Consider the following 11159-nt stretch of genomic DNA (forward strand, 5'->3'; position numbering starts at 1 on the left):
GGCGCCGGGCCCTCGGTGAGGGGCGCCGGGTGAAGTACGTCGACCTCGGCGGGCGGGCCGTGGAGGCGACGGGCGTCATCGATGCTCGGCCCTGTCCGGACCGGCTGCCCGCGATCTGACGCGGTTGCCTGCGCCGGTGGAGCGCCTGCCTGCGGCGGCTGAGCGGGTACCCACGTTGGCGGAGCGGTTTCCGCGTCGGCCGAGCGGTTGCCCGCGTCGGTGAAGTGGCTGTCGCCGGGAGCTCGGGCGGGCGCCACCGACCCGGAGCAGGCGGATGGCCTGGACGTCTGCGACGCCGCGGCCCTCGTGGCCGTGATCACGGACGGACTGCGAGGGGCGGCCCCGGGCGGAGGGTGGCCTACGCTGGTCGGGTGACGACGCCGGAAGCTGAGCAGTCCCAGGCCGAGCCCGCTGGTGCGGGGACGCGGGGCGGTGCCGAGGTGCCCGCCGGTGGAGCTGAGCAGGGTGGTGAGGCGCAGGTGACGGCCGAAGACCGTGCGGAGCGGCCCGAGGCGCGGCTGGAGCGGGCCGTGCGGGCCGCCGAGCAGGCGTTGATCGAGTACGAGATCGCGGTGGAGACCTTCCGCGTCGAGGTGGAGAACTTCTCCCGCCTGCACCACCAGAAGCTCGGCCCCATGTACGCCCGCCTCGACGAGCTGGACGCCCGGATCGCCGAGGCCACGGCCGCCCGCACCGGCGACCCCGAGGACATCCGCAAGGCCGACGAGGCCCGGGCCCGGGTGCTGCCGATGCCCGGCGTCGAGGAACTGTTCCATGGCTGGATGGACGGCGAGGGCCTGTTCCCGGAGGCCGCGGCGATGCTCACGGACCAGTCGGTGCAGCCGCCGCAGCGGGTGCGCCCCAGCGACGAGGCCCGCAAGCTCTACCGCGAACTGGCCCGCAAGGCCCACCCCGATCTGGCTCAGGAAGACGCCGAGCGGTCCCGGCGTGAGGAGTTCATCACCCGCGTGAACGCCGCCTACGCCCGTGGCGACGAGGCGTTGCTGCGGGAACTGGCCGAGGAGTGGGCCGCGGGACCCGCGCCCAAGGAGCAGGGCCCGACTCCCGCGGAGGAGCTCTACGCCCGCCTCGAATGGCTCGCCCAGCGCAAGGAGATGCTCGCCCTCGTCGCGAAGGAGCTGGAGGAGAGCGCGATCGGCGCGATGCTCCGCCTCGCCCCGGACGACCCGGACCGCCTCCTGGACGAGATCGCCGATCAGCTCCTGGCCCAGGTCTCGGCGCGGGAAGCCGAACTGACAGCTCTGCTCGGCTAGCGGGCGGAAAGCCGACCTGCGGGCGGGGGCCGTATCGATATGAGGCTCCGCCCCGCGGGCGCGACCCAGCCACGACGAGGCCGGTACAGCCACCACGAGGCCCGTAGGCCACGACGAGGCCCGTACGCCACGACGAGGCCCGTGCGCCACGACGAGGCCGGTGTTCTCCAGAGGGTGGATCCGCCCTCCCCTCAGAGGGGCCCTCAACGCACCCGCACCCGTCAGGTAGCGTCGGAGCCATGCACTTCGGATCTGGCGTACCCACGGTCGAGGTCACCGACCTCAAGGACGACGACTTCCTTCTGGATGTCCGCGAGGACGACGAATGGCAGGCGGGTCACGCCGAGAGGGCGCTGCACATCCCGATCAGCGAGTTCGTCGCCCGCTACGGCGAGCTGACCGAGGCCGCCCCGCAGGACGGCCGCGTTCATGTGATCTGCCGCTCCGGTGGCCGCTCGGCGCAGGTCGCGATGTACCTCGTCCAGCAGGGCATCGACGCCGTGAACGTCGACGGCGGCATGCAGGTGTGGGCGCAGGCCGGACGCCCCGTGGTGAACGACGAGGGCCAGCCGGGCTACGTCCTCTGAGGCTGTTCCGCTGAGTTGCTCCGCTGAGCTGCTCCGCCGAGCCGTCGGAGACAACCGTCAGGCCAGCGGATGCGCCGCCAGCAGATCGCCCAGCGCCTCCTCGTGCGCCGCCGCCGGGCCGAGCGCCAGCTCCAGGTGCTTGGCCCAGGCGTGGTACCGGTGCAGCGGATAGTCGACGTCCGCGCCGAAGCCGCCGTGCAGATGCTGGGCCGTCTGCACGACCCGCCGTACGCCCTCCGAGGCCCAGATCTTGGCCACGGCCACGTCTCCGGAGGCGGGCAGTGCCCCCGACGCCCCCGAGGCGATCCGCCACGCGGCCTGCCACAGTGCGGCCTCCATCGCGCGCAGGTCGATGTAGCGGTCGGCGCACTGCACGGCGACCGCCTGGAACGTGGCGATCGGATGCCCGAACTGCTCCCGCTTGCTCGCGTACTGCGACGTCATCCCCAGCACCCGCTCACCCAGCCCGAGCGCCAGCGCACACGTGCCCGTGGCCAGCAGTTCCCGCAGCCACTCCCACGCCCCCTCGGCGTCGAAGACGTCCCTCGCCGTGAGCCGCACCGACTCCAGCCGCAGCTCCCCCAGCCGCTCCCCGCTGGTCGAGAACTGTTCGGCGAGCGAAACCCCCTCCGCATCGCGCGGCACCAGCGCGAGGACGGTCCGGTCGGCGGCCGTACGGGCCGGCACGAGCACGAGATCGGCGTCGTACGCCCAGGGCACCGCGGTCTGCATCCCGTCCAGGACCCACCCCGAGTCCTCCTGCCGAGCGGTCACCGCGAGCTCGGCCGGGTCGTGGCCGGTGCGGCCGTGCGCGGCGACCGTCAGCACCACCTCGCCGCGCCCCGCGCGGGCGAGCAGGTCGGCCTTCAGCTCCGGGCCGCCGTACGCCTGGACGGCCGCCATCGCCGCGCTGCTCTCCAGCAGCGGCACCCGGGCCAGCACCTTCGCCGACTCGCGCAGCACCAGGCACAGCGCGATGGCGTCGAGGCCCGCCCCGCCGTACTCCTCGGCGAGCAGCAGGCTCAGCAGGTCCGCGTCCGCGAGGCGGCCCCACAGCGGGCGGTCGAAGTCGTCGGCGACGGCGCCCGGGGTGAGCGCGGGAGAGGGCACCGCGTCCGGCGCGACCCCGGCGAACACCCCGCGCGCCGCCTCGGCCGCCGCCTGCTGCTCCTCGGTGAAGGTGAAGTCCACGGTCCCTGCCCTTCCACACGCACGGCGATCTGACGGTGTCGATCTGACGATGCGTCAAGATAGAACAGGTTCTAGAAGAAGGGAATGCTCCTCGGGGGGTCCCTCGTGAGGGTCTCGGGGGAGCTCAGCCGTGAGGGTCTCGTAGACCCCGGTGAGATCGTGTAGGACCCCCGTAAGGTGTGGACGGCGGCGGCCCGACCGGGGCTGTGCCCGGCGGGTGGGCCTGAGTACCGTTCCCGTGCGAGACCGTGCGAGCGCTGAGGGAAGACGGACCGGAACCGGAATCGGGGAACGAAACGGTATGGCAGACGCGTACGAGGCAGGCTCGGCCGCCCGGCACGGGCCGCAGGAGGAGCCGCCCGTCGTCGTGCCCTCGTCCGCCCCTGCGGCCCCTGTGGCCTCGCCCATCCCTGACGCCTCTCCCGCCTCGCCCATCCCTGAAGCCTCTCCCGCCCCTCCTGCCTCGACGCTTCCCGAACCCCGCGTCGGTGTGGCCGCTCTCTCCCTGCGGTACCAGATCGGGGCCGCCCTCGCCCTCGCCGTCGTGGCGATCGCCGTCTGCGTCCACATAGGCATGGTCTTCTTGCATGTCGCGCCGCCGAACACGGTCACCAGGCAGCACGGCAAGGCGATCGACGACTGGATATACCCGGAGTTCGAGCAGAACTGGAAGCTGTTCGCCCCCAATCCGCTGCAGCAGAACATCGCGGTGCAGGTCCGTGGCCAGGTCGGCACGGCCGACGGCGGCAGCCGTACCACCGGCTGGTACGACCTGTCCGCCCAGGACGGCCGGGCCATCGACGGCAATCTGCTGCCCAGCCACACCCAGCAGAACGAGCTGCGCCGGGCCTGGGACTTCTTCGTCGCCACGCACGACGCCCAGAACCGTCCCGTGGGTCTGCGCGGCGCCCTGTCCGAGACGTATCTGCGGCACATAGTGCAGCTGCGCCTCGACCGGGCGAACGCGGCCGGCGACGGCGGCGTCGTCGAACGCGTACAGGTCCGCTCCCGCACCACCAATGTGCGCCCGCCGAAGTGGAGCGGGGAGCAGGTCTCGGACAAGCCGACCGACCGCGTGCTGCCCTGGTGGTGGGTCCCGAAGGACGAGGCCGGCAGTGCGGGCGGGACCAGTGCCGTCGGCACGACCGATGCCGCGGCCGCGGCCGAGGGAGGCGCCCCGTGAACCGCTTCACCCTCGCGATCTCCTCGAGCATCGCCCGTGTCACCGAGTCCGCCCTCGGCCCGTACCAGACGGCCGTGATCCGCATCGGCTTCACCGCGACCTGGCTGCTGTTCCTGCTGCGCGAGTTCCCCCACCGCCAGGAGCTGTACGGCCCCGACAGCCCCTGGGACTTCGACCTCGCCCAGCAGCTGATCGGGACGAACGGCTCGTTCACCGCGCTGATGTGGTCGGACAGCCGGTTCTGGTTCGAGGCCGTCTACGCGCTCGCCGTCCTGACCAGCGTGCTGCTGCTGCTCGGCTGGCGTACCCGCACGATGACCGTGCTCTTCATGGTCGGTGTGCTCTCGCTGCAGAACCGCTCCATCTTCATGGGCGACGGCGGCGACAACGTCCTGCACCTGATGTGCCTCTACCTCGTGTTCACGCGCTGCGGCCAGGTCTGGTCGCTGGACGAGCGCCGGGCGCGGCTCGCGCGCGAGGCACACGCGCGTGGCGAGCGGATCGGGCCCGACCGGGTCGGCCCTGCCCTGTGGAGCGTGCTCGGGTTCGCGCTGGTCGCGGTGACGGCGGCGGGCCGTCTCGACGGCGACCTGACCGTGCCGGTGATCCTGTGGGGCGCCTGGCTGGGGCAGGCCGTGTGGTGGATCGTGGGCCGCCGTGCCCGGACCGCCCAGCCCCGCATCCTGCTCGACGTGGTCGGCAACATCGTGCACAACGGCGCCCTGCTGGTGATCATGGCCGAGGCGTGTCTGATCTACGCGACCGCCGGCTGGTACAAGATCCAGGGCTCCCGCTGGCAGGACGGCACCGCCGTCTACTACCCGCTGCACCTCGACTACTTCTCGCCCTGGCCCGCCCTCGCCGACGTGCTGTCGTCCAGCGGCACGATGGTGATGCTCATCACCTACGGCACGGTCATCGTGCAGGTCGCCTTCCCGTTCACGCTGTTCAACCGGCGGGTCAAGAACGTCCTCCTCGCCGCGATGATCACCGAGCACGCCGTGATCGCGGTCGTGCTCGGCCTGCCGTTCTTCTCGCTGGCGATGATCGCGGCGGACGCGGTCTTCCTGCCGACGTCGTTCCTGCGCCGCCTGGGCGAGTGGGCGGCACGTGCGCGTGGACGGCTGTCGCGTCTGGTCCGGCGCGGTGACGACCGTACGGCGCTGCCCGACTCGCGCACCCCGGAGAACCCCGAGCACGCGCACGTAGGCTTCACGGCATGACCGTGACCTCCTGGAACCGGCTCGCCGAGACCTCCGTCCTGCTCGACGGCTTCCACGCCCTCAAGCACGCCGTGCGCTTCGGAGCCGAGGTCCCGGTGGCGGTCGCCGTCGACCGGGCGGCCGCGCTGACCCTCGCCGACGAGCTGGCGCCGGATGTACGGGAGACGCTGGACGCGCTCCTGACCGAGGTGCCGGAGTCGACGTACACGTCCCTGGTGCCGCGCCCGCACCCCACCGCGGTGGCCGCCTTGGCCGTACGACCGGCCCGCGCCGCCAACCTCGCAAGGCTGACGCACACGCCCCGCACCGCCCCGGTCGTGGTCCTCGACAATCCCCGCAACCTCGGCAACGCGGGCGCGGTGATCCGCCTGGCCGCCGGCTTCGGCGCGACCGGCGTGGTCACCACCGGCACCCTCGACCCCTGGCATCCGACGGTCGTACGCGGCGGGGCGGGCCTGCACTTCGCGACTGCGGTGGAGCGGCTGGGCGTGGACGAGCTGCCACCCGGGCCGGTCTTCGCGCTGGACCCGGAGGGCGACGACATCCGGGGCAGCAAGCTCCCGGACGACGCCGTCCTCGCCTTCGGCTCCGAGCGCAGCGGGCTGTCCGCCGAACTGCGCGCGCGTGCCGATCACTTGGTGGCTTTGCCGATGCGCCCCCAGGTCTCCAGCTACAACCTGGCGACGAGCGTGGCGATGACGCTGTACCACTGGAGTCTCACCGGGGGCGCTCTGCGGGCTTAGGCCTCCCGACGCACCTCGACGACCCGGAACCGGTTCGCCACGAACGCCCCGTCGCACAGTGCGGAGTTGGCGGCCGGGTTGCCGCCCGAGCCGTGGAAGTCGGAGAACGCGGCCGTCTGATTGACGTACACCCCGCCCGTGAGGTTCAGCGACAGCTGGGCCGCCTCCTCCAGACAGACCTCCTGGATCGCGCCCTCGACCTCGTCGTCGGTGGTGTACGCCCCGACGGTCATCGCCCCCTTCTCGCGCACGGTCCGCCGCAGCAACTCCACCGCGTCCGACGCCGAGTCGACCGCGACGGCGAAGGAGACCGGCCCGAAGCACTCGCTCATGTAGGCGGCCTCGTCGTCCGGCTTGGCCCCGTCCAGCTTCACGATCACCGGCGTGCGGACCACCGCGTCCGGGAACTCCGGGTTGGCGATCTCCCGGGAGGCGAGGGCGACTTCGCCCAGCCCCGCGGCGGCCTCCAGACGGGCCTTGACATCGGGGTTGACGATCGCGCCGAGCAGGGCGTTCGCGCGGGCGTCGTCGCCGAGGAGGCCGTCGACCGAGCGGGCGAGATCGACGACGACCTCGTCGAAGGTCTTGGGGCCCTCGTCGGTGCGGATGCCGTCACGGGGGACGAGCAGGTTCTGCGGGGTCGTGCACATCTGGCCGCTGTACAGGGACAGGGAGAAGGCCAGGTTGGAGAGCATCCCCTTGTAGTCGTCGGTCGAGTCGACGATCACCGTGTTGACGCCGGCCTTCTCCGTGTAGACCTGGGCCTGGCGGGCGTTGGCCTCCAGCCAGTCGCCGAACACGGTCGAGCCGGTGTAGTCGATGACCCGGATCTCGGGGCGGGTGGCCAGGGTCTTGGCGATGCCCTCGCCGGGCCGCTCTGCGGCCAGCGCGACCAGGTTCGCGTCGAAGCCGGCCTCGCTGAGCACCTGACGGGCTACCTGCACGGTGAGCGCGAGCGGCAGTACCGCGCGCGGGTGGGGCTTCACGAGGACCGCGTTGCCGGTGGCGAGGGAGGCGAACAGGCCCGGGTAGCCGTTCCAGGTCGGGAAGGTGTTGCAGCCGATGACCAGGGCGATCCCGCGCGGGACCGGCGTGAACTGCTTGTTCAGCGCGAGCGGGTCACGCTTGCCCTGCGGCTTGGTCCACTCCGCGGTGTCGGGGGTGCGGACCTGCTCGACGTACGCGTACGCCACCGCCTCCAGGCCACGGTCCTGCGCGTGCGGGCCGCCCGCCTGGAAGGCCATCATGAAGGCCTGGCCGGAGGTGTGCATGACCGCGTGCGCGAACTCGTGCGTGCGGTCGCTGATCCGCTTGAGGATCTCCACGCAGACCACCGCGCGCATCTCCGCGCCCGCGTCCCGCCACGCGCGCATGCCGGAGCGCATGGCCGGCAGCAGCTCCTCGATGTCCGCGTGCGGGTACTCGACGCCCAGCTCGATGCCGTACGGGGACACCTCGCCGCCCACCCAGCCGTCCGTGCCGGCCTGGCCGAGGTCGAGGCGGTTGCCCAGAGTTGCGTCGAAGGCGGCCTTGCCCGCCGCCGCGTCCAGGCTGCCGTTCTCGCCGTAGGCCTTGGGGTGCTCGGGGTGCGGGGACCAGTACGCGCGGGTGCGGATCGCCTCCAGCGCCTGGTCGAGGGTGGGCCGGTGCTTGGCGATCAGCTCGTGGGCGGTCAGTTCGGCGGCCATGCGGGACCAACTCCTCGTTTCCAGAGCTCTCCGTCGAGCTCATGACCTGGGCAGAAACATGGGCAGGAACAGGCGGTCAGAGTTAGAGTAACCGAACGATCGGTCGGTTCAAGGGGGTCCGCCGCATCTGTGGAAAACCCCGTGCGGGAGGATCGCGCACATGACAGCACTCGACCTCAGCAGCCCCGTGGCCGTTGTCGGCACCGGCACCATGGGCCAGGGCATCGCCCAGGTCGCGTTGGTCGCGGGCCATCCCGTACGGCTGTACGACGCCGCTCCCGGGCGCGCCCAGGCCGCGGCCGACGCGATCGGCGTCCGCCTCGACCGGCTCGTCGCGAAGGACCGCCTCACCGGCGCCGACCGCGACGCGGCCCGGGCCCGGCTGCTGCCCGCCGAGTCGCTCGCCGACCTCGCTGACTGCACGCTGGTCATCGAGGCCGTCCTGGAGCGACTGGACGTCAAACAGGAGCTGTTCCGCGAGCTGGAGGGCATCGTCGGCGAGGACTGCCTGCTCGCCACCAACACCTCGTCCCTGTCCGTCACGGCCATCGCCGGCGCCCTCGCCAACCCGGGCCGCTTTGTCGGCCTGCACTTCTTCAACCCCGCACCGCTGCTGCCGCTCGTCGAGGTCGTCTCCGGGTTCGCCAGCGACGTCACGTCGGCCACGCGCGCGTACGAGACGGCACGGGCCTGGGGCAAGACGCCGGTCGCCTGCGCCGACACCCCCGGCTTCATCGTCAACCGCATCGCCCGGCCCTTCTACGCCGAGGCCTTCGCCGTCCACGAGGCGCAAGGAGCGGACCCGGCCACCATCGACGCCGTTCTGCGCGAGTGCGGCGGCTTCAAGATGGGCGCGTTCGAGCTCACCGACCTCATCGGGCAGGACGTCAACGAGTCCGTCACGCACTCCGTGTGGCAGTCGTTCTTCCAGGACGTGCGCTTCACGCCCTCGCTCGCCCAGCGGCGCCTGGTCGAGGCCGGCCGGCTCGGCCGCAAGAGCGGGCACGGCTGGTACGACTACTCCGATGGGAACGGGGCTGCCGAGCGCGACGAGCCGCACACCGCGGAGCAGGGCCGCCCGCCCGCGTACGTCGTCGCCGAGGGCAACCTGGGACCGGCCTCCGAGCTGCTCACGCTGATCCGCGAGGCGGGCATCCCGGTGCGCGAGGAGGACGAGGACCACGGCAGCCGCCTGGTGCTGCCGAGCGGTGGCCAGCTCGCGCTCGCCGACGGCCAGACCTCGGTGGAGTTCCGGGACGTCGTCTACTTCGACCTCGCCCTCGACTACCGCCGGGCCACCCGGATCGCCCTGTCCGCCTCCCAGGACACCTCGCCGCAGACCCTCGCCGAGGCCACCGGTCTCTTCCAGGCGCTCGGCAAGGACGTCAGCGTCATCGGCGACGTCCCCGGCATGATCGTCGCCCGCACGGTCGCCCGGATCGTCGACCTGGCGCATGACGCCGTCGCCAAGGGCGTGGCCACCGAGGAGGACATCGACACCGCGATGCGCCTGGGCGTGAACTACCCGCTCGGCCCCTTCGAGTGGAGCCGCAGGCTCGGCCGCAACTGGGCGTACGCCCTCCTCGACGACCTGCACATGCGCGACCCCTCCGGGCGCTATGCGCCGTCCCTCGCGCTGTACCGCCACGCGTACGCCTCCGACAAGCGGGAGGGCAACACCTCATGACCACCGCCAAGCGCGACACGTACACGCCGGAGACGCTGCTCTCCGTCGCCGTGCAGGTCTTCAACGAGCGTGGCTACGACGGCACCTCCATGGAGCACCTCTCCAAGGCGGCCGGCATCTCCAAGTCGTCGATCTACCACCACGTCGCGGGCAAGGAGGAGCTGCTGCGCCGCGCCGTCAGCCGGGCGCTCGACGGGCTCTTCGGGATCCTCGACGAGGAGCACGCGCGCGTGGGGCACGCCGCCGACCGGCTGGAATACGTCGTACGGCGCATGGTCGAGGTGCTCATAGGCGACCTGCCGTACGTGACGCTGCTGCTGCGTGTGCGTGGCAACACCGACACCGAGCGGTGGGCCCTGGAACGGCGCCGCGACTTCGACCACCAGGTCGCCGCACTGCTGAAGGCGCCCGCCGCCGACGGGGAGGTGCGCGCCGACGTGGAGGTGCGGCTGGCGACGCGACTCGTCTTCGGGATGATCAACTCGATCGTGGAGTGGTACCGGCCGGACGGGCGCGGCATGAACGAGCGCGAGGTCGCCGACACCGTGGTGCGGCTGGTCTTCGGGGGCCTGCGGCAGGCGGAATGACCCCGCCTCTGAGTACGTGCGCGTGCACGGGGTGAGTGCCTGGCCCCATACGTCGGGCGGCACTCGGGTGGTGGGCTGTGGCGCATGACCCAGAACGACGTGCGGCCAGCCGACGCCGACCCGACGTGGTGGAAGGCGCCTTGGGCGGCCACGGTGCCCGGGCTGCCGCTCCTCGTATGTGAGTTCGTCCTGTTGGGAGCCGAGCGCGGCGTCGGCCTCCTCGGAGGAGCGGTCTACCTGGCGTTCGGCCTGCTCGCGGTCGCCTGGGCGCTGCCCCACCGCCGGTCCGCGCGGATGCTGCGCTCGGGCTGACGGCCCGGACGAACGCTCAGCCCTGCGGCTCCAGGTCCTCCTCCTCGAACACCAGCAGCGTGCGCGAGCTGAGCACCTCGGGGATCGCCTGGAGCCGGGTGAGGACCAGCTCGCGCAGCGACCTGTTGTCGGAGGTGTGGACCAGCAGCAGCACATCGAAATCGCCCCCGACGAGGGCGATGTGAGAGGCGCCGGGCAGTTGTCTGAGCTGCTCGCGCACGGTGCGCCAGGAGTTCTGGACGATCTTCAGAGTGATGTACGCCGAGGTGCCCTGGCCTGCGCGTTCGTGGTTGACGCGGGCACCGAAACCGCGGATGACGCCGTCCTCGATGAGGCGGTTGATGCGTGCGTAGGCGTTGGCGCGCGAGACATGGACCCGCTCGGCGACCGACCGTATCGACGCGCGGCCGTCCGCCTGGAGCATCTGGAGGATGTCCTGATCGATGGCGTCGAGCGGACGCGGCGGCGGCAGGGGGGTGCCGCTGTCCGGCCTCTCGGCCATTTGTTCAGGCGCCATGTCCCCCCACCTTCCTGCCGTGGACGTACTGCGTTCATTGGAGGTTGTGGAGAACCGTTTGTCCACAGCCTGAGGCCGCCTGTAGCCAAAATGTGCCGACGACCGAACAATCGGTAGGTGAGGCGCATCACAAGAGCTGCGCCTCCCGTAGCCACTCCCACGAGGAG

Annotated in this window: 11 protein-coding genes; 8 read left to right on the forward strand and 3 right to left on the reverse strand. The window is 71.7% G+C overall.

Annotated elements, in window-relative coordinates; all coding sequences use genetic code 11:
* Positions 1-371 precede the first annotated feature (371 nt).
* Both AB5J49_RS24150 and AB5J49_RS24155 read left to right on the forward strand, forming a co-directional pair.
* Positions 372-1274: a J domain-containing protein gene (locus tag AB5J49_RS24150; RefSeq protein ID WP_369170691.1), complete on the forward strand. Its 903-nt coding sequence runs from the start codon at positions 372-374 to the stop codon at positions 1272-1274.
* Between the two features lie 239 nt (positions 1275-1513).
* The gene (locus tag AB5J49_RS24155; protein WP_369170692.1) at positions 1514-1861 is read left to right on the forward strand and encodes a rhodanese-like domain-containing protein; all 348 of its coding nucleotides are present in this window, start codon (positions 1514-1516) and stop codon (positions 1859-1861) included.
* 57 nt (positions 1862-1918) lie between these two features.
* On the opposite strand, the gene AB5J49_RS24160 is transcribed toward AB5J49_RS24155, so the two are convergent.
* Positions 1919-3052, reverse strand: coding sequence for an acyl-CoA dehydrogenase family protein (locus AB5J49_RS24160; protein ID WP_369170693.1), 1134 nt, complete (start codon positions 3050-3052; stop codon positions 1919-1921).
* Between the two features lie 301 nt (positions 3053-3353).
* On the opposite strand from AB5J49_RS24160, the gene AB5J49_RS24165 reads away from it, so the two are divergent.
* The 3 genes from AB5J49_RS24165 to AB5J49_RS24175 are packed head-to-tail and all read left to right on the forward strand — an operon-like array spanning position 3354 to position 6201.
* Positions 3354-4235, forward strand: a complete 882-nt coding sequence (locus AB5J49_RS24165) for a DUF5819 family protein (RefSeq protein ID WP_369170694.1) — start codon at positions 3354-3356, stop codon at positions 4233-4235.
* On the forward strand, positions 4232-5458 hold the full coding sequence (locus AB5J49_RS24170; RefSeq protein WP_369170695.1) for an HTTM domain-containing protein: 1227 nt from the start codon (positions 4232-4234) through the stop codon (positions 5456-5458). Before AB5J49_RS24165 ends, AB5J49_RS24170 begins: the two co-directional genes overlap by 4 nt.
* A complete protein-coding gene (locus AB5J49_RS24175; RefSeq protein WP_369170696.1) occupies positions 5455-6201 on the forward strand; it encodes a TrmH family RNA methyltransferase in 747 nt (248 codons plus the stop codon). Before AB5J49_RS24170 ends, AB5J49_RS24175 begins: the two co-directional genes overlap by 4 nt.
* Here AB5J49_RS24175 and paaN read toward each other — a convergent pair.
* On the reverse strand, positions 6198-7889 hold the full coding sequence (gene paaN, locus AB5J49_RS24180; protein WP_369170697.1) for a phenylacetic acid degradation protein PaaN: 1692 nt from the start codon (positions 7887-7889) through the stop codon (positions 6198-6200). The genes AB5J49_RS24175 and paaN overlap by 4 nt on opposite strands.
* Before the next feature lie 160 nt (positions 7890-8049).
* Here paaN and AB5J49_RS24185 point away from each other — a divergent pair, with 160 nt between their 5' ends.
* The 3 genes from AB5J49_RS24185 to AB5J49_RS24195 all read left to right on the forward strand — a co-directional run bounded on the left by AB5J49_RS24185 (position 8050) and on the right by AB5J49_RS24195 (position 10475).
* Positions 8050-9576: a 3-hydroxyacyl-CoA dehydrogenase gene (locus AB5J49_RS24185; protein ID WP_369170698.1), complete on the forward strand. Its 1527-nt coding sequence runs from the start codon at positions 8050-8052 to the stop codon at positions 9574-9576.
* On the forward strand, positions 9573-10163 hold the full coding sequence (locus tag AB5J49_RS24190; RefSeq protein ID WP_369170699.1) for a TetR/AcrR family transcriptional regulator: 591 nt from the start codon (positions 9573-9575) through the stop codon (positions 10161-10163). The genes AB5J49_RS24185 and AB5J49_RS24190 overlap by 4 nt, the downstream gene beginning before the upstream one ends.
* 84 nt (positions 10164-10247) lie before the next feature.
* Positions 10248-10475 carry a hypothetical protein gene (locus AB5J49_RS24195; protein WP_369170700.1) on the forward strand — a complete coding sequence of 76 codons (228 nt, stop codon included), beginning with the start codon at positions 10248-10250 and terminating at the stop codon, positions 10473-10475.
* 16 nt (positions 10476-10491) lie between these two features.
* On the opposite strand, the gene AB5J49_RS24200 is transcribed toward AB5J49_RS24195, so the two are convergent.
* Complete coding sequence (locus AB5J49_RS24200; protein WP_369175238.1) at positions 10492-10977, reverse strand: Lrp/AsnC family transcriptional regulator; 486 nt, start codon at positions 10975-10977, stop codon at positions 10492-10494.
* Positions 10978-11159 lie beyond the last annotated feature (182 nt).

The organism is Streptomyces sp. R28, from assembly GCF_041052385.1.
GTDB lineage: Bacteria > Actinomycetota > Actinomycetes > Streptomycetales > Streptomycetaceae > Streptomyces.